We start from the raw sequence: 21,573 nt of genomic DNA on the forward strand, positions 1-21,573 counted from the left end.
TTGTGCTAGATCCGCTCCAGCGAGCAGTCAGTCAAATAGCCATAACCGCCAAGGGTTTGCAACGTTTTGGCGCGCCTTGGTGAAGAGCTACAGACACTCCACAGCGATGGCCGTGGCCTCGCCGCCACCAATACAGATCGCTGCAACACCCCGTTTGAGCTTTTGTTGGCGCAGTGCCGAAATCAGTGTGACTAAAATACGTGCACCCGACGCCCCAATAGGGTGACCCAACGCACAGGCACCCCCGTGGATATTGACCTTGTCATGCGGGATGTCCAATTCGCCCATGGTGACCAGGCTGACCACTGCAAACGCCTCGTTGATTTCAAACAAATCAACCTCACTCAGGCTCCAGCCGGTCTTACTCATCAAACGCTTGATGGCACCCACTGGGGCCGTCGGAAACAGGCCCGGCTCATCGGCAAACGCCGCATGGCCGTGTATCACTGCCAAGGGTTGCAAGCCCTGCTTTTGGGCGTGTGAGCGGCGCATCAACACCAAGGCTGCCGCGCCATCGGATATCGAACTGGAATTGGCAGCGGTCACCGTACCGCCCTCACGGAAAGCGGGTTTGAGGGTCGGGATTTTTGCCAGATTGGCCTTGGGCGGCTGTTCGTCATCCGTGATCAGTCGCGGCTCCTTGCCGACAGTGACCGGCACCGGCACGATTTCATCGCTGAAACGGCCGTCCTTGATGGCCTGCTGGGCACGGGTCAGCGAAGTCACGGCAAACGCATCCTGAGCTTCACGTGAAAAACCATGCGCCTGGGCGCAATCTTCAGCAAAGGTACCCATCAAGCGTCCACGGTCATAGGCGTCCTCCAGACCGTCAAGAAACATGTGATCGAGCACCCGACCATGCCCCATGCGGTAGCCACTGCGCGCGCGGTCGAGCAAATACGGCGCATTGGACATGCTTTCCATGCCCCCCGCGACCACTACATCGACACTGCCTGCCACTAGCCGGTCATGGGCCAGAATGGTTGCCTCCATGCCCGAGCCACACATCTTGTTCAGCGTGGAGCAACGCGTTCCCTTGTCCAGCCCTGCCCCCAAGGCCGCTTGCCGGGCAGGCGCCTGACCGAGACCGGCTGACAACACACAGCCGAACAGCACTTCTTCAACCCCTTCAAACGCCACACCTGCGCGCTCAACCGCGGCACGAATCGCAATAGCGCCCAGTTGCGGCGCGGTCAGACCTTTCAACTCACCCTGAAAGCCCCCCATAGGCGTACGGGCAATGCTCACAATCACGATCGGGTCATTGCTGACAGTCATTTCTCACCTCTTATTTGGCAGCCATGCGCAAGGCACCGTCGAGACGGATCACCTCGCCATTGAGCATGCTGTTTTCAATGATATGGCGTACCAGCGAAGCATACTCGGCAGGCTTGCCCAAACGCGGCGGAAACGGCACGCCAGCGGCCAGCGACTCGCGCACTTCGGGGGTCATGCCCGCCATCATCGGCGTTTCAAAAATGCCCGGGGCAATGGTCATGACCCGAACCCCGTAGCGGGCCAGTTCCCGCGCCGCCGGTAATGTCAGGCTGGCAATGGCGCCCTTGGAGGCGGCATAGGCCGCCTGCCCTATCTGGCCATCGAACGCGGCAACAGACGCGGTGTTGATAATCACACCGCGCTCACCTTCAGCATCGGCCGGAGCTTGAGCCATCGCGGCAGCTGCCAGACGCAACATGTTGAAACTGCCGATCAGGTTGACGTTAATCACCTGACTGAAGCTCTCCAGTGCATGCGGGCCATTTTTGCCCAGAATCTTTTCGCCGCGCACAATCCCTGCGCAGTTGATCAGCCCGTTAACCCCGCCAAACTGCGTGACGGTAGCGTCCACTGCGGCTTGCGCCGCCTCACTCTGACTGATATCGGCAACCACGCTGCTTGTCTGCGCACCCAGTGCCCGCGCTTGTGCCGCGACGGCCTCGGCATTCATGTCGACCAGCATCACCTTGGCACCCGCCTTCACCAGCATTTCAGCCGTAGCGGCCCCCAGCCCCGAAGCACCGCCAGTGACGATAAAAACCTTGTTCTCAATCTGCATGGAATGTCCTGAACGACGTCATTAAAAAAATATCAGGCGGTGCTTTTTGCGCTTGCGGCCATTTCAGCCTTGGCGATTTCCTGATTGCGCAAAATGAAGCGCTGCAACTTGCCGCTCGGTGTTTTCGGCAATTCGCTGACAAATTCGATTTCTCGTGGGTAGGCATGGGCCGCCAGACGCTGGCGCACGTGCAAGCGCAAGGTTTCAGCCAATTGAGCATCGCCCGCGTAGTGCGAACTGAGCACCACAAACGCTTTGACCAACTCGGTTCGCTCGGCATCGGGCTTGCCCACCACAGCGGCTTCAATCACTGCCGGGTGCTCAAGCAAGGCGCTTTCCACATCGAAAGGGCCCACGCGATAACCGGACGTGGTAATCACATCATCACTGCGCCCGACAAAGCTGATGCTGCCATCTGCGTTCAACTCCACGGTGTCACCGCTCAAGTAATAATCGCCGACGAAGGCCTTGGTCTTGATCCCCAGATAGCCACCAAACCAGCACATCGGCGACTGGCTGCGATCAACGGCCAAAATACCCGGCTGGCCCACAGGCAATTCCTGATGGTTGTCATCGAGCACGACAATCCGGTGGCCCGGCGAGGCAAACCCTGCGGCCCCTCTGTGAACCGGGTGAGTAAGCCCGTGGTGGTTGCACAGCACCATGCCGACTTCGGTCTGGCCGTAGTGATCATGAATGGTGACGTTGAGTTGCTCGTCGAACCAGCGAATCACTTCCGGGTTCAGCGGTTCGCCAGCGCTGCTGACCGCGCGCAGTTGACCTTTGATCTTGCTTGAAAACGCCTCGCCGGCGGCAATCAGCAGGCGATAAGCCGTGGGTGAGCCGGTGAGATTGGTGATGGCGTACTTTTTGATTACACGGCAGGTACTTTCGACCGTGAACGGGCCATCGTAAAGCGTGATCGGATGCCCCATCGACAGCGGGCCGGTGATGCCAAAGTAGATCCCGTAGGCCCACCCCGGATCGGCCAGATTCCAGAAAGCATCTTCGGGGCGCAAATCCACCGCATCGCGGGTATAGCTGTTGAAGGCAACGATGGCTTTGAGGGGGACCAGCAGCGGCTTCGCGGGGCCGGTTGTACCTGAAGTAAACATCAGCAGGAAAGGATCTTCGCCGGTCAACATCACGGGGTCGCAGACAGGTGAGTAATTCTCCAGTTCGGCCCAAAAACTGAAATCACCGCGCACCAGGCCCTGCCCTTTTGCGCCAGCAACGGTCACGACAGGCGGGCAGTCGCTGACTTCGGTCAGCTTGGAGCGATTGGTGCCATCGGTGATCACTACGGCCGCGCCTGAACTGTTCAGTCGATGTTCAATGGCTTTAGGACCAAATGCGGTGAACAGCGGTTGATAGATCGCACCAATGCGCCAGGCGGCCAATGCCACAATCAACAACTCAACATTGCGGGGCAATAAACCCGCCACTTTGTCGCCCTGCGTGACCCCTTGAGCCAACAGAAAGTTGGCAAAACGGGCGCTTTTATCCTGTAACTCCGTAAAGGTGTAGGTCGCGCTACTGGCGTCGCGCCCTTCCCAGAACAGCGCAATCCTGCCCGGCAAAGCGTGGCGATCACAGCATTCGACACAGGCATTGAGCGCAGTCAATTGGCCATGAAGGGTCTCCATGACCGTACGCGGGTATTCGAAGTCATTCATCGCGGTCAGATAGTCACGCATCAACAGAATCCCTCGGTCTTTGTTTTTAGGATGGGAACCGTGAAACATCCCGTTGATATTCGCCTTGCAGAGCCGTTGCCACAATGGCCAAACCGCGCAAGCTGGCTGACTGTTTTGGCCAATGATCCGTCTGGCAACGGGTGACCGGAAGGCTGAAAAGAGACTGCCAAGTCACATATGTAGTGCCTTAAAATAATCACTACATATGTCTTGACGACCCGATTTTCCCGACGCATTATGCAGACGTCTTCCCCACCGGAAGCGCTGGAAAGGGTTGTTGCAAGCATGCTCGACGAGCTGTCGGGCTGTTCCGGGATAGGTACTGCCCACAAGGCAGAATTGATGAAGCTGACCTGGCTTGATCGTCCACGTTTAGTGGCGTGAGGTGCTAGCGAAACGTCCTCAAGAAGCTTGTGGCTGATGCGTCATGTCACTCAGGCATCCTGGTTCACGCTGCTCTCCCTCGCTTTACGCTGTAGATGTAGTGCTTTTTACAGCGGCTACATGTTGACGAACTCAAGACCCGATCTGCTTTGGATAAACACTACGTAGCGCTGCACGTGCAGTTGCGCGAATCAATTAGACAGATCAACGCGTGGTCAAGGAGTTAGCTATGAACCTGAATAATCAACCGTCTGTTAATGCGCTGGCTAAACTGTTCGCCACTCGTAAAGACTCGTTGGACAATCATATTCTGTGGATCAACGAAACCGGTGATGTACATCTGGACCCGCTACCTTGCGGCGAAGAAGAGACCCGATTCGAAGAGCAACATCCGCAAATGCGTGCCCGTCTGAAAATGTACCGCCGTGGTCATGGCTATGTTGGCAAGAAGGCCGCAGCCGATAAAGAGTACCTTGAGCGTGTATTGCAAACGTTGTCCCTGAGCTGGAAACAAGCTCAAAGCGAATCAACGCTGGTCAAGGTTAATAGCTACAGCTGATCAAGCGGTTATTCAAAGGCCCTGGAGACTCTCCAGGGCTTTTTTTATTATTAACGTGTGCTTGTTTTAATGCAGCTCTCAGTGCCGCGTCCACCGCCCTTGTAGTCGGGCAGGTAATACGATTTGTGCAAGGTGGTGATGTACTTCCCCTCGCTGTCTTGATCGTGGGTGATGACGGCTATCCCCGTGCCCCGATCCGTGGGTGCCTCTGCGCTGTCGTTGGCAAAGAACATGGACAACAACTGGCCTTGAGCCGCGGCATATCCGCTGTAGGTCGCTTTCTCGCCCCCCAGTTCCACAACAAGTTTGAAGGTGTAGGCACCAAAGCTTTTGTCGAAATGGCTGACCGTGTCATTGAGCGTAAACGTCAGGTCGCCGTTGAATGAGCCATCATGGCTGTCAAAGCCTGTGCACTTATAGTTACCGACTATATGCAAAGGGTCAGGCACCGCCGCATGAGCAGTCCCCGTCAGGGATAACAGCGTGGTTACAGAAGCGGCAATTATTGTTTTTAGAATCATTCCCGACATGTCTCATCCTCTAAATAAGTGATTGGGTGCAACTGGGTTACACCCCCGGGAATGTACACATCACTTTAAGAAGGCACAGCACAGTCTACAAAAAGCATTGTTTCAAAAATCGTCTACGCCTAAGGACTTATTCATACAGCAAGTTCCAGTTCAGGCACCGCTTCAAACAAATCCGCAACAAGACCGTAATCAGCCACCTGGAAGATCGGGGCTTCTTCGTCCTTGTTGATCGCGACAATCACTTTGGAGTCTTTCATGCCCGCCAAGTGTTGAATCGCCCCAGAAATACCGACCGCGATATACAACTGTGGCGCAACGATTTTGCCGGTCTGGCCAACCTGCATGTCATTGGCTACAAAGCCTGCGTCAACGGCCGCACGGGAAGCCCCCACGGCAGCGCCCATTTTGTCGGCCAACGTGTAGAGGTACTTGAAGTTGTCACCGTTCTGCATCCCACGACCGCCAGACACGACGATTTTGGCAGCAGTCAGCTCAGGGCGGTCCGATTTGGCCAGCGCTTCACCAACGAACGACGAAGTGCCTGCATCGTGAACCGCGGCAACCGCTTCAACGGCAGCCGAGCCGCCTTCAGCGGCAACCGGGTCGAAACCGGTGGCACGCACGGTGATCACTTTGACCGGCGCAGTCGACTGCACGGTAGCGATGGCGTTACCGGCATAGATTGGGCGGGTGAAGGTGTCAGCGCTGACGACCGAAATGATTTCGGAGATTTGATCAACGTCCAGCTGGGCAGCAACGCGCGGCAGGATGTTTTTGCCGTTCGAGGTAGCGGCAGCCAGAATGTGGCTGTAGCTTTTACCCCCCGCCTCTGAACAAAGAGCAGCCACCAGTGGGGCAATGTTTTCTGGCAGTTGATGTGCGTAAGCGGCGTCATCAGCCACCAGCACTTTAGCCACGCCAGCGATTTTCGCGGCCGCTTCAGCCACAGCGCCAATGCCCTGGCCTGCAACCAGAACGTTGATGTCGCCACCGATTTTGGCAGCGGCGGCTACGGTGTTCAGCGTAGCCGGAGCCAGCGTTTTACCGTCGTGTTCTGCGATTACCAAGATAGTCATGATTAGATTACCTTCGCTTCGTTTTTCAGTTTCTCGACCAGTTCAGCCACCGACTTGACCTTGATGCCTGCGCTGCGTGCTGCGGGCGCCTCGACTTTCAAGGTTTTGTATGTCGACGCCGTCGAAACACCCAACGCGTCAGGCGTCAGCACTTCAAGCGGCTTTTTCTTGGCTTTCATGATGTTTGGCAAGGATGCATAACGCGGCTCGTTCAAACGCAGGTCGGTGGTGACGATCGCAGGCAGTTTCAGAGAAACCGTCTGCGCGCCGCCGTCGACTTCGCGGGTAACAGCAACCTTGTCGCCTGCCACTTCAACTTTCGAAGCAAAGGTGCCCTGCCCATAGCCGGTCAGCGCAGCCAGCATTTGGCCAGTCTGGTTGTTGTCGCTGTCGATGGCCTGTTTGCCCAGAATCACCAGTTGAGGCTGTTCCTTGTCCACCACCGCCTTGAGCAGCTTGGCCACGGCCAGCGACGTCAGGTCTTCGCCAGACTCAACAAGAATGGCGCGATCGGCACCCAGCGCCAGCGCGGTACGCAGTTGCTCTTGAGCAGTGGTCGGGCCGATGCAGACGACGACAATTTCAGTCGCAACACCCTTCTCTTTCAGGCGTACGGCTTCTTCCACGGCGATTTCGCAGAAGGGGTTCATCGACATCTTGACGTTGGCGAGGTCGACGCCGGAGTTGTCCGCTTTGACGCGCACTTTAACGTTGTAATCGACCACGCGTTTGATACAGGCCAGCACCTTCATTGTTTCGTCCCCCGATAGGTCCTGTGAGTACAGACACAACACCATAACGCTGAGCCCCTGCCCTGCGTATCGACCATTCGGGTTAGGTGGCACGGCTTTGCATCGCGGGATGATTTAAAGCAGCCGAATGATTTGGTCACACAAAAACAGCTGTTATTAGCTCCTCACGTAGGTCAAATCGTCATTTGACGTAAGTAGAATCGAACCAATGTTGGAAAAGGCGTCTAATAAACACTTCATTAACAGGAAGGAAAGCAACAGGACTTGCGTTAACGACAGGGACAAACACTCGACGCACCCCGTTCGATGTGCCAGGCCGGTCGGCCCTAATAGCAGTACACAGAAGAACCCCATGAACCTGTCAGTCTGGATCAAACCTCGACTCAAACCTTATGCTTTGGCGCTTAGCTCGCTGTTTCTGATCACAGGTGCAACCACCCTCGCCGTACATGCCGATAAAGTCTTTGCTCAGCCGGTCGATGGCGTGCAAACCCTGGTATTTATGCGTCACGCTGAAAAACCGGCCGATGGCCTTGGGCAACTCAATTGCCAGGGTTTGAATCGGGCCATCGACCTTGCCACCTTGCTGCCACAGCGCTACGGCAGCGCTAACTATGTATTTGCCGCCAACCCCTCGCGGGAAGTCGAAGAAGGCGCAGCAGATGACGCGTACAGTTATGTGCGCCCATTGATGACCATCAACCCCAGTGCCATAAAATTGGGCTTGCCGGTCAATCTGCAATTCTCCGCCAACGACACGCGCGCCCTTGCGAACGAATTGACTGACGACAAGTATCACAACTCGACTATCTACACCGCGTGGTCCCACGGTTATTTGCCCGAACTGATCAACAGCGTTGCTGGCAAGGCTCTGGGTAAAAAGACCACATTGACCGAAGATTGGTCTGGCGAGGACTTTGACTCTCTGTACGTGCTGACCCTGACCTGGAAAGACGGCAAGGCCACGCTGGTCAGCCGCCTTGATAAGCAAGGGCTTGATCATGGCACGCAGACCTGTCCGACCTGATCAACGCACTCACAGTTTTTGAATTCATACATGAAAACGCCCACACTCTGACGCACTCTTTGGAAAAATCGCTGTCATACCCGGCAATTACTGTTCCAGACGGTTATTGAACTGGGCCTGGCACGATCAACCCCTACTTATTTGCGAACGACTCAAGGACTGGCATGAAGCTCAACGTTATAGGTTTGTCGTGGTTAATGGTGGCGGCATTGGCATTGGCGGGCTGCGCCACCCCTACACTGGTGACCCTGCAAAATGGCACGCAATACCTGACCAAAGACCTGCCCACGACAACCAACAAAGATGGTTTTTACGAGTTTGTGGACATTGCCGGCAAGCACATCAAGGTCAAGGCCGATGATGTAGCCACCGTCAAATCCGACTGATGAAACACCTGGGCCGGGGTCGTTGCCAGCGGTTTTCGTCTCTCGGAAAAGGCTCGTACGATTGCTTTGTGCCACCATCAAACGCCCGTGCCAGAGCGGTTAATTAAGGTTTAGTTAAGTTTGGCCCGCTACTGTGGCCTTGAGTCACCCCTGACTCGAACTTACTCACCTGGCTCTGCCACAAAGGATGAATGATGGATCATAAAGTCACACAGCCGCAGGCTGCAGCAACTGCCCATCCCGCAACGGAGCATGTCGACGCAGCGCTGCAGCAGATCGTAGAAGGATTTCTGCATTTTCATCACGAGGTCTTTCCCCAACAGAAAGACCTGTTCAAAAAGCTGGCGACGGCGCAACACCCTCGGGCCATGTTCATTGCCTGTGCCGATTCCCGAATCGTTCCCGAACTGATCACCCAAAGCGCTCCCGGCGATTTATTTGTCACCCGTAACGTCGGCAATGTGGTGCCGCCCTATGGCGAGATGAATGGCGGCGTCTCCACGGCCATTGAGTACGCCAATCTGGTGCTGGGTGTTCAGCACATCATTGTCTGCGGGCATTCTGACTGTGGCGCCATGCGCGCCGTGCTCAACCCACAAAGCCTGAGCAAAATGCCCACCGTCAAAGCCTGGTTGCGCCATGCCGAAGTCGCCAAAAGCATGCTGCAAGACCACTGCAACTGCACCACTGAAGCGGACAGCATGCACGCGCTGACTGAAGAGAACGTGATCGCTCAATTGCAGCACCTGCGCACTCACCCCTCAGTGGCGTCACGCATCGCCAACGGTCAATTGTTTATCCATGGTTGGGTCTACAACATCGAGACCAGCCAGATTAAAGCCTACGACGCAGAATTGGGGCACTTCCTGCCGCTGGACAACGCACAGGCAATCCCTTGCGCAACACCTAAAGCGCGTTTCTAAACCATCACCCACGGGTTAAGGCAGTGGCCGCTGTAACAGCCGCCAGGTTTCGCTGCGCCTCAACAATCCTTAGGGAGAATCATCATGCGTGCTTCCCAATTAAAAGCAGTACTGCCACGGGAGTTGTTGGCTTCTGTGGTTGTGTTTCTGGTCGCCCTGCCCTTGTGCATGGGCATTGCCATCGCCTCGGGCATGCCACCGGCCAAAGGCTTGATCACCGGTATCATCGGCGGCCTGGTAGTGGGCTGGATGGCCGGTTCGCCCCTGCAAGTCAGTGGCCCGGCAGCCGGCCTGGCCGTGCTGGTGTTCGAGTTGGTGCGCCAACATGGCATCGCCATGCTCGGGCCGATTTTGCTATTGGCCGGTTTTTTACAACTGGTGGCTGGGCGGCTTCGTCTGGGCTGCTGGTTTCGCGTGACCGCTCCGGCGGTTGTCTACGGGATGCTCGCCGGCATTGGTGTGTTGATCGTCTTGTCGCAAGTGCATGTGATGCTCGACGGAGTGCCCAAGCCGTCAGGGCTGGACAACCTCTCGGGCTTCCCGGCAGCGGTCGCCCAGGCCATTCCAAGCCTTGGCTGGCAAGCCGGCCTGCTGGGCCTGAGCACCATGCTGGTGATGTGGACATGGGATAAATGGCGCCCCCAAACGTTGCGTTTTGTGCCGGGTGCCTTGCTCGGCGTGGGTTTGACCACCGGGGTCAGTTTGCTGCTGGCTTTGCAGGTCAAGCGGGTTGAAGTCCCGGAAAATCTGGCAGAAGCGATTGACTGGTTGCGCCCTGCCGACCTGTTGAACCTGGCCGACCCTAGCTTGCTTGTCGCAGCCTTCGCAGTCGCCTTTATCGCCAGTGCCGAGACCCTGTTATCAGCGGCAGCGGTAGACCGCATGCACAACGGCCAACGTTCCGATTTCGACAAAGAACTGACCGCCCAAGGCGTGGGCAACATGCTCTGCGGCATTGTAGGTGCGCTGCCCATGACGGGGGTTATCGTGCGCAGCTCAGCGAATGTTCAGGCGGGGGCAACCACGCGGCTATCCGCTATTTTTCATGGCGTGTGGCTGCTGGCCTTTGTATTGCTGCTGTCCAGTGTGCTGCAAAGCATCCCGATAGCGAGTCTGGCGGGGGTATTGGTTTATACCGGCTTCAAGCTGGTCGACCTGAAGGCCTTTCGCGGTTTGGCACGCTATGGGCGCATGCCGATGTTCACCTACGCTGCCACAGCGCTGGCAATCATCTTCACCGACTTGTTGACCGGCGTTCTGGTTGGGTTCGGCCTGACGCTGGCAAAACTGGCGTGGAAGGCATCGAGGCTCAAGATCAGCCTGGTTGACTTGCCGCAGGCAGACGAAATGGAGTTACGTTTGAACGGTGCTGCGACCTTCCTCAAAGTGCCAGCCTTGACCCAGATACTGGCGAAGGTGCCTGCTGGAAGCACCCTGCATGTGCCGCTCAACTACCTGAGCTACATCGACCACGCCTGCCTTGAACTGTTTGAAGAGTGGGGCCGGGCCAATGCGGCCAAAGGGTCTAAATTGATGATCGAACCTCGTGGCCTCAAACGCAGGTTGGAGGGGCGCTTGCGAACAACCACGGGCATAGGCTCGGCCCCTGCGCAAGAGACTCTCGCGTAGCAGCTGCCGAAGGCTGCGTCCGGCGGCGCAGCCGTCGTCAATCCGGAGAATGCGGCGTGTCAGGTTCACGACTGCTACGCAGCCGAACGCAGCCTACGGCAGCGGCTACAGGTGTGCGGTAATGCCCCGGTTTGGAGCCGCCCCATTTGATGCATGTAGCCGCTGACGAGGCACGAAGGCTGCGTTCGGTGGCGCAGCCGTCGTCAATCCGGAGAATGCGGTGTGTCAGGTTCACGGTAATACCCCGGTTTAGACCCGCTCCATTTGATGCATGTAGCCGCTGACGAGGCACGAAGGCTGCGTTCGGCGGCGCAGCCGTCGTAAATCCGGAGAATGCGGTGTGTCAGGTTCACGACTGCTGCGCAGCCGAACGCAGCCTACGGCAGCGGCTACAGGTGGGCGGTGTGCGGGCTGCCCAAAATCAAACTGCGGTAATGACCCGGGTTAGACCCGCTCCATTTGCGAAAGGCTTTGTAAAACGAGCTGGTGTCGGCAAAACCCAAACGCTGGGCAATGTCGGCAAAGCTCAATTGCGGTTCGCCCAGCCACTGGATCGCCAGCTCCTTGCGCACGCCGTCTTTGAGCCCTTGATAGGTCTGCCCCTCGTCGGCCAAACGCCGACGCAGGGTGGACGCTGACATGTGAAACCCTTGTGCCACGCCCTCTGTTTCCGGCCACTGGTCGGCTGGCAACAACCGCAAGTCCTGTTTGATCTGGCTGGCCAAACTGAGCGGATCACGGTACTTGACCAGAATGTTAGCCGGAGCCTCTGCCAGAAAGCATTGCAGCTCCAGGGCACTGCGTTTGAGGGGCAGATCCAGACACTCAGCCGCGAAAATCATGCGCGTGCGCGGGCGATCAAAACGCAGGTTTTCGGAAAACATCACCCGGTAGTCATCGCAGTAATCAGGGGCCGCACAGCGCAGCTCAATAGCCAGAATCGGAATCCGCCGCCCGGCCAGCCAGCAGGCCACACCGTGCACAATCATCCAGTAGGTAAAGTAAGTGAAGGCACGGTTGGGGTCTGTCTCAGGCTCGTGCAAGACAATCTCTGCCAGGCTTTGCTGACGAACCAAATGGGCGGGCAGACGCTCCAGCATCAACGACAAAAAGCCCAATACCACGTCCAACCCCTGCGCCAGAGTGGGCTGGGCCATGGCCGCGCGACACATAAATGCAAGGCTGCCCGCCCTGAGTTTGCGCGGGTCCATGCCAAAGAACTCATCGTCCAGACGCCGCGCCAGCAGTCGCCACAGCCGTGCATAGACGGTTGCCGGCACACGGCAATCCGGCTGATTCAAGAGTGCCGGGGCGATCCCGACCTCGACCAGCACGTCGTCTCTGATACTCGGTGACGCGCAACTGTGCAGCAGCGCTTCGCGCACCAGATGCATGGAGATGGTGTCTTTATTCAACATTGGCCTTGATCCAAGCCCTTGACCGGCAGATGCCGCTCATCTTAAAAGGCCCGGATCAAAAAGCCAGCACTGTAGAGCCTCGTGGCTCAATCAGCGATTATCCACCGTGGTGATTTCACGGCGCTCGGCCATGTTCGACGGCACGCTGGCTTCATCGGTGAAAAACTGCTGATACCACTCGCGCAACTGATAGACCGGGCCATCACCTTCCGCCAGCACCGGGTTATTGATGCGAACTTTGTGAGTCCAGATGTCGACGTCCTGATAGAACGAGTCACGGTTGCGCTGCACGTAGTCGATGGCCAACGCTTCATTTTGGTCATCCGTCCAGCCCGGTACTTTTTTCACCATGCAGCCGAAACGCAGTTCAAAACTATTGGGGCCGATGGGTATATGGCAGTTGAGCAGGATCGACTTGATTTCTATCCCGTCAAACATCGCGCTCATGCGCGTGAAGTGCGTGGCCGGGCCAAAATACGCTGACTCTGCGACCAAATCACCACCCAGGCGCTCAGAGTCACCATGGAAAATTTGATGGGCGATATGCCCTTCAAAAATATTGTGAAAGTACTTGGTCGGGGTGCCGTGAACCGGGCCGAAATGCTGGGCATCGACCAGGTTGTCGACCAACTCGCGAGGGTTGGTGTTGATGATCAGCTTGTCCATGTGCCAGGAGTGCAGCCACTCGTCACTGTCCATCTCAGGCAGGTGCGGAATAACCACATCCTCAGCAGGCGGTTTGCCTTCTGGGTTGTTCCACACAAACAGCAGTTTATTCACTTCACAGGTCTGCCAGGCACGGGTTTTGGCCTTGGGCGGAATGCGCTTGCAGTAGGGGATTTCAACGCATTTGCCACTGGCGTCGTACTGCCAGTGGTGGAACGCGCACACCACACGGTCGTTTTCGATCGTGCCTTGGGACAGGTCAGCGCCCATGTGCGGGCAGTAGGCATCAAGCACACTGATCTCACCCTTGGACGTGGCGAAAGCGAGTAAACGGGTGCCGAACACATTCAGGGTATGCAGCTTGCCATCACGGTACTCATCTGCATCCCCCAAACAATGCCAACCACGGCCAAAGCGCGGAGCCAAGGCATTTTCGACATGGATTTCAGCGAGTTTAGTCATTTTTATTATTCCTCAGGTTAAAGGGCCAGGGCGCCTGCCTGAGTGATCTTCCCCGAGGAGACAAGCGCGCTCATCGTTCACTTGGACTAGATAATCACGTGACCGAAAAATCTTCGTAGCAGCTGTCGAGTGGTGCGAGGCTGCGTCCGGCGGCAAAGCCGTCGCAACTACATTCAATCCAGTGCATCAGGCACACCGCACGCCTGGCACGTGCGACGATTGCATCGCCGAACGCAGCCTTCGCTCCTCGTCAGCGGCGAGCAACAGGCCCCTTCACCGCCAATCAGCCACGATCCCGTGCTCACGGGCAAAAGGCTGGCAGTGAATGGTTTTACGCTGATGATCAACCGCAGCCTCATCGGTAGCCAACCAGAGCATGACCGCCGCCGGGACTTCAGGAGGTGCCGACCCTCCTCGCAAGGCAATCACCCCTTTGTCACCAATAGTGGCGCGCAAGGCATCAGTGGTCACCACACCCGGATTGAGGGTGTACGCGCGAATACCCTGGTCGCCCAACTCGATCGACAAAATACCCGACAACCTCGACACGGCCGCCTTGCCCGCGCCATAGGCATACCCCCATCCGCCCTTGCCCGCGGCTACCGGCGGGTCGCTTTCACCGGCCCCCGAGGTGACATTGATGACCACTCCGCCGCCCTGCTCCAGCATCTTGGCAACCACGGCACGGGTCAGCAGAAACGGAGTCATGACATAGCCTTGGAACACCCGCTCCAGCGTCTCGGGCTGCAACTCCATAAAGGGCAAATTAAGGTCACTGCCCTGATAAATCGCATTATTGACCAGCACATCAACCCGGCCATACTCGGCAAACACTGCCTCACTGGCCGCCAGAACGGAGTCGCTGTCCAGCAAGTCCATCGGCACCACCAACGCCTTGCGCCCCAGTTCGCGAACCGCCGCAGCGGTGCCGTTCAAGCTGCCGGGCAGCGCCGTGCCGTCCGGATTGCGCAGGCCGTGAGCATGGCTTTGGCCCTCATCCAGGCTGCGGGCGCTAATGGCCACATCAAACCCCGCACGCGCAAAAGCCAAGGCGGTTTCGCGACCAATGCCCCGGCTGGCGCCGGTAATAAATGCCACTTTTCTCATGTGTCGTCCTTAATAAGTCAGAAACGCTGTGCGCGAACCATTGCGTCCATACCACCGTCGACAAACACCACGCTGCCGGTGACAAAACTGGCCTGTGCGGATTGCAAAAACGCCACCACATTGGCAATTTCTTCGGGATGCCCGGCACGGCCCAGGGGCGCCACAAACTCACGTACCGACTTGCCAAACCGCGCGTCATCTTTGGCCGCCTGATGCAGGGGCGTTTCTACGGCACCCGGTGCAACGACGTTCAAGCGAATGCCTTGAGCGGCCCATTGCACCGACTTGGTCCGCGCCTGACAGGTCACCGCGTACTTGGAGCTGGCATAGGCAATGTGCGGCTGAGCCAGTGTGTCGGCCAGGGTCAGTGCTTGCGCCTCGTCGCCGGCGAGCATCGCCCCGACCATCGGTTGCTGGTCTGCACCGGCGTGGGTGGCAGCCACCGAACCAATCACTACAGCGGCCGGATGTTGACCTTTAGCCAAGGCATCGGCCAAACCATCAAGCAACTCAGTGACGCCAAAATAATTCACCGCCAGCACCAGACTGCTGGACGTGGCCGTCACCCCCAAACCTGCACAGCAGACCAACCCGTCAAGCACCCCGCCGGACTGCTCAAGTACCTGAGCCACCGCCGCCTGACGGCCATCACGGGTCGACAGATCCGCGACCACCTCGGCATTGGCGCGGTCTATTCCAATGATGCGGTGGCCTGCGGCGCGCAATCGGGCACACACCGCAGCGCCGATTCCAGACGCAGAACCGCTGACAGCTGTAACGGGCATAAGACATTCCTTGATGATGCAGGCACGATCCGTGCCTGACTGACGAGTGACCGACAGGGTGTTGGGCACCCTTGGGCCAGTAGACAACGCTTAAGCGCTTTGACGAGCCGAGCGCGCCAACTGCGGCGCCGGCACAATCACCGACTCAACTGCGCGCAAGGCGCACTTGGGCTTTCCCAAGGCGACCACACTGTTCAGCAAAATCCTCACCAGTTCGGTCTGACGACGCACCCCGGTCTTGGAAAAAATCGAGCGTAGATGAGCCCGCGCCGTGTTGCGGCGTATGTTCAGGTTTTCCGCTGCTTCTTCCAGGGACAAACCGTTCGCCAACTCCATGGCCAATGCGGTTTCAGCTTTGGTGAGGTTGAACAATTGCTTGGTGACGACCTCACTGGCCAGCGATTTGCCCACCGAGTCGCGGATATAGATCACAGCCGCAGGTTTGCTTTTGCCCTCGGCCCATTCCAGTGAGGGAATCGCTTCCACCACCAGACCCAGACTGACCTGACCCGATGGCCGGGTCACAGACATGGCGTCTGCCGTCACGCCACCATCGCGCACTTCAGGACAAAAAGCGTGCTTGATGAGGCGTTGCAACTCGCGGTTGTCACTCGGGTAGGTGGCTTCCAGACGGCCACCGACCACCTTGAGGCCATCGGCGCTTTTAAGCATTTCTTCGGCGACAGGATTAAGGCGCAGCACCTTGCCGCTCTCGTCGAGCACAATGGTAGCCACCGAGAGCCGATTGATGGCTTGGGCGTAAAGTTCGCTCATGGACTCACTGCGGTCCAATAAGTTGTGCAAGTGCAAGGCCCGACGCAAATGCGGCAGGAACATGGCGCACAAGGCGCGCTCTGCATCAGAGAATTTAGGCGACGATTTTGGCCGGGTGATGCGAAAGCGCAACTTGCCGCCGTCCGGCGTGGAGATGTCAGCGCCCATCACATGAAATACGTTTTGCGGGCCGCAGTAGGCTTTGAAGTAAGCCGATTGCACCCAGTCAGTCTCGGTCATGATGTCTTCGACCGTGAACACCTGATCCAGCGCCTGACCAATAAAAGGCGTGTTGGTCTGTGGGTACGTCTGGTAAGTCAGCTCACCTTCACCCTCAATATCACCTGCCACGATCATCAGGCCCAAATCAGGCTGATCGGGCACGCGCAAAATCAACGTCGCGTAGTTCGCCGCAAACATGCTGCGTACGGCACACAGGGTCCGACCCATCACCTTCGGGTCCAGTGCGCCATCATAAAAATTGCCGACCATTTGATCGTAGTCAGACAATTCGAGCCCCAGACTGGCCAGGGTTTGGTGATTCAAGGTCACTTTATCCACGGACTTTCCCTCGCAACGGGCAAGGCTCAATGGCCTGCCCTTTTTATTGTTCTTATTACTCGCGCTCACAGCGTAAGAAAACTCCTTAACAGCTGTGCGAAAAAAACCAAGCGTGTCTTTATGCTGCTTGTCACTCCACTCCGTCAAGCCCTCTATTTCAACGGTTTGACGCGTCTTTAGCTGCCACGCTCTGTTTGAGCGGGTAGTGACCGGCCGATGCACTTTTAAGGGGCACTTTTACCTTGACCAGCGGCCGTCCCAAGTTGAACCAGGCGGCTAACGCGGGCAGCAGGAAGATCGCACCTAACACATTGACCAGGAACATAAATGACAGTAATACGCCCATGTCGGCCTGGAACTTGAGGGGCGCAAATGCCCAGGTACACACACCGATGGACATGGTCAGCGCGGTGAATACCGCTGCGGTTCCGCGCTGACACATTGCTTCATAAAAAGCATGGCGCAGGTCCTTGCCGTCGCGCATTTCGTGAGCGATCCGCTCATACAGGTAAATCCCGTAATCCACCCCGACACCGACCCCCAATGCCATCACCGGCAAGGTGGCCACTTTCAGGCCGATGCCCAGTGTCGCCATCAAGGCATTACACAAAATGGCCACAATCGCCAAGGGCACGAGGATGCACAGCACTGCGCGGAACGAGCCGAACGTCAGCCAGCAGAACAGCGCGACCGATCCGAACAGCGCCGCCAGCATGACCACTTCGGCCTGTTTGACCGCCTCATTGGACGCCGCCATGACCCCGACATTGCCGCCCGCCATCAAGAACTGCACTTCATTGCTCTGCAGCCCGGCGATGATGCGCTGGGTCTCGTTCACCACATGGCTGACCGTTGCCCCTTCATGATTGGTCAGGAACACCAGAATCTGCATGCGCTGACAGCCTTCAGTCACCAGCCCGTCATCCGGCATGTAAGCACGCGCGCCTTGGCTCAGGCCGCGTTCGGAGCCTGGAATGGCCGACCAGCGCGGGTTGCCTTCGTTGTTGCCGGCAATCACGTTTTTGCCCATGCCGGCAACGCTCTGCACCGACTGCACACCCGCCACGCTGCGTATTTGAAAATCAAATGACTCGATGGCGCGCATCACCTGCGGCGCCAAACAGCCCTCTTCAATGCCCTTGACCTGAACAAACACCGACATCACATCCAGGCCGATCGAGTAACTGTTGATGATCTTCTGGTTGTCCTGGTTGTAACGCGAGTCTGCACGCAGCTCCGGTGCACCGGCGCCTATGTCCCCGGTGGCCAGATCCCGCGCCTTATAGGCGCCTACACCGAGCAGCAACAAGCTGATCGCAAACACCGCCAACGCAGGCTTGGGCTCGGCCAGCGCCGACAATCTCCACCACAACGCGTGCTTGCCTTGCGCCGCTTTAAGGCCTTGGGCCAAAGCCCGGGGCTCAAGCTGCAAATACGAAAGAATGATCGGCAGCATCAGCTTGTTGGTGATGATCATCAGCATCACCCCGATGCACGCCGTCACCCCCAGCTCATGCACGATGGGAATATCGATCAGCATGATCACGCCAAAGCCCAATGCGTTCATCAGCAACGCCAGCGAACCTGGAATGAAAATCTTGCAAAAGGCCGTGTGCGCCGCCTGCACCGAAGGGCTACCGGCGAGTACATCCTGTTTCCAGGCATTGGTCATCTGCACCGCATGTGACACGCCGATGGAGAAAATCAGAAACGGCACCAGAATCGACATCGGGTCGATGCCCAGGCCCAGCAACGGCAGCAGGCCCAGCAACCACACCACGGGCAACAGCGCCACCAACAGCGCAACCACCGTCAGGCGCCAGGAGCGCGAGTAAAACCACAGCATCACCCCGGTAATGACAAAGGCAATCACAAAAAAGCCGATGACCGTGGTCAACCCTTCAATCACATCGCCCACCAGCTTGGCGAAGCCGACGATATTGATCTCGATATCAGCATTGCTGTACTTGGCGCGAATGTCTTCAAGGTGCTTGGCGACGTCTGCATACGACACCGACTTGCCGGTTTGCGGGTCAAGATCCTGCAAATCGGCACGCACCATCGACGAGGTTAAATCGTTGGCAACCAGGCGCCCGACCTGCCCCGAGCGGGCCACGTTACTGCGCACCTGGGCTAAATCATCCTGAGACCCGGTGAAGCGTGGCGGCACCACCACATCACCAAAAAAGCCCTCTTCAGTGATTTCGATATACCGCACATTGGCGGTAAACAACGACGCCACACTGGCGCGGCTGACGCCGTTGATAAAGAACACATCGTCCGTGACTTTGCGCAGGGTATCGAGGTACTCCGGGTTATAGATATCGCCCTCGCCCTTCCACTTCACGCTGACCAGGAAGCGGTTGGCCCCCGTGAAGTACTGGCTGAAATTGAGAAAGTTGACCATAAACGCATTGCGCACCGGGATCTGCTTGTTAAAGCCCGGATCGAGTTGGGTGTGGGTCGCGCTGTAACCCAGCGCAACGGTCAATACGACAAACAGAGCCAACAACCCTTTGCGCCATTCAATCAGCAGGTCAGCCATGCGCTCGACCACACGAGTGGTCGCCGATTTATCAATACTCATCGGCTGCCTCCCAGCGCGGAAACACTGCCGTCAGTGCCTTGAAACACACCGCGTTCGCCCCCCACCAGCAAGCGTTGAGCACCCGCCAATACTGCTGACGTCAACGTGCCCAACCCTGGCAAGCGCGTCACGTTGACCAGATGGCCGTTACCGTCCAGCCGCACCAACGAACTGCCTGCACCGACAATCAACAAACCGGCGCCATTGGGCAGTAATGCATGGCCATACAAGGGCAGCGTGTTACCCACGTCGACCGCAGACCAGTTCTTGCCGAAATCCTGACTGACAAACACATGCCCGCGCATACCGTAAGTGACCCAGCGATCAGCGCTCAGACGCACCACACCGAACAGCGAGCCGTTATAAAAAGGCGGGAGCTTCTCCCAGTTATGACCGCCATCGGCGCTGCGCATTACCAGCCCCTGCTCGCCCACCAGCATGCGCCGGCCATCGCTGCCGCCGTCCATGCCATTAAGGTGCGCACTGTCGACTTCCAGCGGTTGGGTTTGCCAGGTACGGCCGTCATCCTCGGACTGATAAAACTTGCCAAAACTGCCAAACGCCATCACGCGTTTACCGCCTGCATTCCAGATGCCGAGCAAAGGCTCGGCCACCTCGGCGTCATAACGCACTTCAGTCCAGTGAGCGCCCTCATCTTCGGAGCGCAGAATCCAGCCATCGTGACCGACTGCCAGAAGACTTTTGTCGGCCAGGGCGACGAGCGCGGTCAGGGTTAAATCGCGTTGAGGCGTGACCACCGCTGACTGCCATGACGAACCCTGGTCATCGCTGAGTAAAATATTGCCGCGCTCCCCCACTGCCACGACCCGTTGATCGAGGTAGAGCATGCCATTGACTTGTAAGCGATCGGGGCGCAACTGAGCGGACGCGACGTCTTGAGTTTTGTGAGGGGTAAAGGTGAAAACGATGGTTGCCGCGACGATCAGGCACACCAGGTATCCGATCATCGAGCGCATGGTCGGCACCTCGCGACGGGAGGCAATTGCTGGGCAAAAGACATGCGGCCAGTCCTCTTTTTATTATCGTGGATGCTCGAGCCATCTCGGCGGTGAGGTGGCGGGAACCTGCCTTGGATAATCGGACTGGTCGGTCATGGACACATCGTCCATATGGCCTAGCTGAGGGCCGGTGGTGTTTTTTTGGGGGGGCCTTGTAGCCGCTGCCGAGGAACGAGGGCTGCGTTCGACGATGCAATCGTCGCCAGGTCGTTGAGCGCAGCCTCGCAGAGCTCGTCAGCGCCTACTCGGGGCGTAAACGCCAGCCCAGTACATCCAGCAAGTCGCAGCCATCACGCAGCAGAATCATTGCAACGGTGGCGATTTGTTTGAGGTCGACTGCATCGGCCAGTTCAAGGTCACGGTGGGCCAGGGTTTCCATCATTTGGGTCGCAGCCAGTATGCGGGCTGCTGCATTGGCATGGAGCACATCAGCTGGGGCATTGCGGTCTATCAATATGGCGGGGATAAGGCAGTCGATGGCGGTCATCGGGATAAGCGGAGTGTTCGTCATGAGTCATTTCCTAAATGTTTGATGAGAGCCACCCGGTTTCGTCGCCAAACAAAAACAGGTGGCCACTGTGCGCGGGTTGGCGAGCCGGAAACATTTAGGAACCCCGGCAGATCCAAGGATCTCCCACGCACAGCAGCCATAAAGCATCGCGGTGCAAAATACACGCTCAGCCAAATATAACAACTGCTCTCTAAATGTCTTCAAGGTCGCCAAACCCGGTCGCCGTTAAGCGAGCGCCGACTATAGGCGTCGCCAAGTCTGCCCCGCAATTGGCAAACACGTACGAAACATCCCGAATTCAAGTGAGGGAAAACAGGCTTTTAGCTTTTAGCTTTTAGCTTTTAGCTTTTAGCTTTTAGCTTTTAGCTTTTAGCTAGCAGCTTCCAACGTCCCTCACTGCTGCCACCGAAAAAGTGGGAACGACACTGGGGCCCATCACAGGAGGCTGAACGTAGGTGCTGTTATGGGGGTGGCGAGGCAGGACGCCGAGCCAGCCGCGATCGGGCCAAGGATGGCCCGTCGCGGCGTGCCCCCATAACAGTGCCGGAGTGAAGGCACCGGGCGAGCCTAGGCGAGCTCGGCCGTATGGTAGGGCAAGGACTTTTTGGGTACTTTTGTGGCTGTTTGACAAAAGTGCCTCGCCGTAAGGGCGAAACCCGTAGAA

At 57.4% G+C, this 21,573-nt stretch carries 20 protein-coding genes; 6 read left to right on the forward strand and 14 right to left on the reverse strand.

Annotation, left to right across the window (positions count from 1 at the left end; genetic code table 11):
• Window positions 1-87: 87 nt before the first annotated feature.
• Genes EQV93_RS07760 through EQV93_RS07770 form a run of 3 tightly spaced genes read right to left on the reverse strand, consistent with a single transcriptional unit; the run spans window position 88 to window position 3,753 of the window.
• Entirely contained in the window at window positions 88-1,278 is a 1,191-nt protein-coding gene (locus EQV93_RS07760) for an acetyl-CoA C-acyltransferase (RefSeq protein WP_240891289.1), read from the reverse strand.
• 10 nt (window positions 1,279-1,288) lie between these two features.
• On the reverse strand, window positions 1,289-2,056 hold the full coding sequence (locus tag EQV93_RS07765) for an SDR family NAD(P)-dependent oxidoreductase (RefSeq protein WP_240891290.1): 768 nt from the start codon (window positions 2,054-2,056) through the stop codon (window positions 1,289-1,291).
• A gap of 32 nt (window positions 2,057-2,088) precedes the next feature.
• Entirely contained in the window at window positions 2,089-3,753 is a 1,665-nt protein-coding gene (locus tag EQV93_RS07770) for an AMP-binding protein (protein WP_240891291.1), read from the reverse strand.
• A 237-nt stretch (window positions 3,754-3,990) separates the two neighbouring features.
• On the opposite strand from EQV93_RS07770, the gene EQV93_RS07775 reads away from it, so the two are divergent.
• Window positions 3,991-4,137 (forward strand): hypothetical protein, encoded by a 147-nt coding sequence (locus EQV93_RS07775; RefSeq protein ID WP_153380443.1) that lies wholly within the window; start codon window positions 3,991-3,993, stop codon window positions 4,135-4,137.
• Window positions 4,138-4,366: 229 nt separating this feature from the next.
• The gene (locus tag EQV93_RS07780) at window positions 4,367-4,696 is read left to right on the forward strand and encodes a hypothetical protein (RefSeq protein ID WP_122782293.1); all 330 of its coding nucleotides are present in this window, start codon (window positions 4,367-4,369) and stop codon (window positions 4,694-4,696) included.
• A gap of 50 nt (window positions 4,697-4,746) precedes the next feature.
• On the opposite strand, the gene EQV93_RS07785 is transcribed toward EQV93_RS07780, so the two are convergent.
• The 3 genes from EQV93_RS07785 to EQV93_RS07795 form a co-directional block, all read right to left on the reverse strand.
• Window positions 4,747-5,226, reverse strand: coding sequence for a hypothetical protein (locus EQV93_RS07785; RefSeq protein ID WP_146386351.1), 480 nt, complete (start codon window positions 5,224-5,226; stop codon window positions 4,747-4,749).
• A 131-nt stretch (window positions 5,227-5,357) separates the two neighbouring features.
• A complete protein-coding gene (locus EQV93_RS07790) occupies window positions 5,358-6,302 on the reverse strand; it encodes an electron transfer flavoprotein subunit alpha/FixB family protein (RefSeq protein ID WP_240891292.1) in 945 nt (314 codons plus the stop codon).
• 2 nt (window positions 6,303-6,304) lie between these two features.
• Window positions 6,305-7,054 (reverse strand): electron transfer flavoprotein subunit beta/FixA family protein, encoded by a 750-nt coding sequence (locus EQV93_RS07795; RefSeq protein ID WP_146386355.1) that lies wholly within the window; start codon window positions 7,052-7,054, stop codon window positions 6,305-6,307.
• 352 nt (window positions 7,055-7,406) lie between these two features.
• On the opposite strand from EQV93_RS07795, the gene EQV93_RS07800 reads away from it, so the two are divergent.
• From EQV93_RS07800 to EQV93_RS07815, 4 genes are all read left to right on the forward strand, one after another.
• Window positions 7,407-8,081, forward strand: a complete 675-nt coding sequence (locus tag EQV93_RS07800; RefSeq protein ID WP_146386357.1) for a histidine phosphatase family protein — start codon at window positions 7,407-7,409, stop codon at window positions 8,079-8,081.
• Window positions 8,082-8,245: 164 nt separating this feature from the next.
• On the forward strand, window positions 8,246-8,467 hold the full coding sequence (locus tag EQV93_RS07805; RefSeq protein WP_122782288.1) for a YgdI/YgdR family lipoprotein: 222 nt from the start codon (window positions 8,246-8,248) through the stop codon (window positions 8,465-8,467).
• A gap of 194 nt (window positions 8,468-8,661) precedes the next feature.
• A complete protein-coding gene (locus tag EQV93_RS07810) occupies window positions 8,662-9,390 on the forward strand; it encodes a carbonic anhydrase (protein WP_240891293.1) in 729 nt (242 codons plus the stop codon).
• A gap of 84 nt (window positions 9,391-9,474) precedes the next feature.
• Window positions 9,475-11,019, forward strand: coding sequence for a SulP family inorganic anion transporter (locus EQV93_RS07815; RefSeq protein WP_146386359.1), 1,545 nt, complete (start codon window positions 9,475-9,477; stop codon window positions 11,017-11,019).
• A gap of 389 nt (window positions 11,020-11,408) precedes the next feature.
• Here EQV93_RS07815 and EQV93_RS07820 read toward each other — a convergent pair whose 3' ends face one another.
• From EQV93_RS07820 to EQV93_RS07855, 8 genes are all read right to left on the reverse strand, one after another.
• On the reverse strand, window positions 11,409-12,437 hold the full coding sequence (locus tag EQV93_RS07820; protein ID WP_240891294.1) for an AraC family transcriptional regulator: 1,029 nt from the start codon (window positions 12,435-12,437) through the stop codon (window positions 11,409-11,411).
• 90 nt (window positions 12,438-12,527) lie between these two features.
• Window positions 12,528-13,565, reverse strand: a complete 1,038-nt coding sequence (locus EQV93_RS07825) for a Rieske 2Fe-2S domain-containing protein (protein ID WP_240891295.1) — start codon at window positions 13,563-13,565, stop codon at window positions 12,528-12,530.
• Window positions 13,566-13,838: 273 nt separating this feature from the next.
• Entirely contained in the window at window positions 13,839-14,672 is an 834-nt protein-coding gene (locus EQV93_RS07830) for an SDR family NAD(P)-dependent oxidoreductase (RefSeq protein WP_122782283.1), read from the reverse strand.
• 17 nt (window positions 14,673-14,689) lie between these two features.
• Window positions 14,690-15,457, reverse strand: coding sequence for an SDR family oxidoreductase (locus EQV93_RS07835; RefSeq protein WP_146426146.1), 768 nt, complete (start codon window positions 15,455-15,457; stop codon window positions 14,690-14,692).
• Between the two features lie 90 nt (window positions 15,458-15,547).
• A complete protein-coding gene (locus EQV93_RS07840) occupies window positions 15,548-16,792 on the reverse strand; it encodes a helix-turn-helix transcriptional regulator (protein WP_122782281.1) in 1,245 nt (414 codons plus the stop codon).
• Window positions 16,793-16,949: 157 nt separating this feature from the next.
• The gene (locus tag EQV93_RS07845) at window positions 16,950-19,379 is read right to left on the reverse strand and encodes an efflux RND transporter permease subunit (RefSeq protein WP_240891296.1); all 2,430 of its coding nucleotides are present in this window, start codon (window positions 19,377-19,379) and stop codon (window positions 16,950-16,952) included.
• A complete protein-coding gene (locus tag EQV93_RS07850) occupies window positions 19,376-20,356 on the reverse strand; it encodes a WD40/YVTN/BNR-like repeat-containing protein (RefSeq protein ID WP_122782279.1) in 981 nt (326 codons plus the stop codon). Before EQV93_RS07850 ends, EQV93_RS07845 begins: the two co-directional genes overlap by 4 nt.
• Before the next feature lie 283 nt (window positions 20,357-20,639).
• On the reverse strand, window positions 20,640-20,909 hold the full coding sequence (locus EQV93_RS07855; protein WP_240891297.1) for a short-chain dehydrogenase: 270 nt from the start codon (window positions 20,907-20,909) through the stop codon (window positions 20,640-20,642).
• Window positions 20,910-21,573: the final 664 nt, after the last annotated feature.

The organism is Pseudomonas sp. TMW22091 (genome assembly GCF_022496705.1).
Classification (GTDB): domain Bacteria; phylum Pseudomonadota; class Gammaproteobacteria; order Pseudomonadales; family Pseudomonadaceae; genus Aquipseudomonas; species Aquipseudomonas saxonica.

Bases quoted from the DNA above. Each gene is read 5' to 3' on its own strand.
- EQV93_RS07760 (WP_240891289.1), bottom strand. From the start codon at position 1,278: ATGACTGTCAGCAATGACCCGATCGTGATTGTGAGCATTGCCCGTACG.
- EQV93_RS07765 (WP_240891290.1), bottom strand. From the start codon at position 2,056: ATGCAGATTGAGAACAAGGTTTTTATCGTCACTGGCGGTGCTTCGGGG.
- EQV93_RS07800 (WP_146386357.1), top strand. From the start codon at position 7,407: ATGAACCTGTCAGTCTGGATCAAACCTCGACTCAAACCTTATGCTTTG.
- EQV93_RS07810 (WP_240891293.1), top strand. From the start codon at position 8,662: ATGGATCATAAAGTCACACAGCCGCAGGCTGCAGCAACTGCCCATCCC.
- EQV93_RS07835 (WP_146426146.1), bottom strand. From the start codon at position 15,457: ATGCCCGTTACAGCTGTCAGCGGTTCTGCGTCTGGAATCGGCGCTGCG.
- EQV93_RS07775 (WP_153380443.1), top strand. From the start codon at position 3,991: ATGCAGACGTCTTCCCCACCGGAAGCGCTGGAAAGGGTTGTTGCAAGC.
- EQV93_RS07850 (WP_122782279.1), bottom strand. From the start codon at position 20,356: ATGCGCTCGATGATCGGATACCTGGTGTGCCTGATCGTCGCGGCAACC.
- EQV93_RS07830 (WP_122782283.1), bottom strand. From the start codon at position 14,672: ATGAGAAAAGTGGCATTTATTACCGGCGCCAGCCGGGGCATTGGTCGC.
- EQV93_RS07825 (WP_240891295.1), bottom strand. From the start codon at position 13,565: ATGACTAAACTCGCTGAAATCCATGTCGAAAATGCCTTGGCTCCGCGC.
- EQV93_RS07785 (WP_146386351.1), bottom strand. From the start codon at position 5,226: ATGTCGGGAATGATTCTAAAAACAATAATTGCCGCTTCTGTAACCACG.
- EQV93_RS07855 (WP_240891297.1), bottom strand. From the start codon at position 20,909: ATGACGAACACTCCGCTTATCCCGATGACCGCCATCGACTGCCTTATC.
- EQV93_RS07815 (WP_146386359.1), top strand. From the start codon at position 9,475: ATGCGTGCTTCCCAATTAAAAGCAGTACTGCCACGGGAGTTGTTGGCT.
- EQV93_RS07790 (WP_240891292.1), bottom strand. From the start codon at position 6,302: ATGACTATCTTGGTAATCGCAGAACACGACGGTAAAACGCTGGCTCCG.
- EQV93_RS07770 (WP_240891291.1), bottom strand. From the start codon at position 3,753: ATGCGTGACTATCTGACCGCGATGAATGACTTCGAATACCCGCGTACG.
- EQV93_RS07845 (WP_240891296.1), bottom strand. From the start codon at position 19,379: ATGAGTATTGATAAATCGGCGACCACTCGTGTGGTCGAGCGCATGGCT.
- EQV93_RS07805 (WP_122782288.1), top strand. From the start codon at position 8,246: ATGAAGCTCAACGTTATAGGTTTGTCGTGGTTAATGGTGGCGGCATTG.
- EQV93_RS07780 (WP_122782293.1), top strand. From the start codon at position 4,367: ATGAACCTGAATAATCAACCGTCTGTTAATGCGCTGGCTAAACTGTTC.
- EQV93_RS07820 (WP_240891294.1), bottom strand. From the start codon at position 12,437: ATGTTGAATAAAGACACCATCTCCATGCATCTGGTGCGCGAAGCGCTG.
- EQV93_RS07795 (WP_146386355.1), bottom strand. From the start codon at position 7,054: ATGAAGGTGCTGGCCTGTATCAAACGCGTGGTCGATTACAACGTTAAA.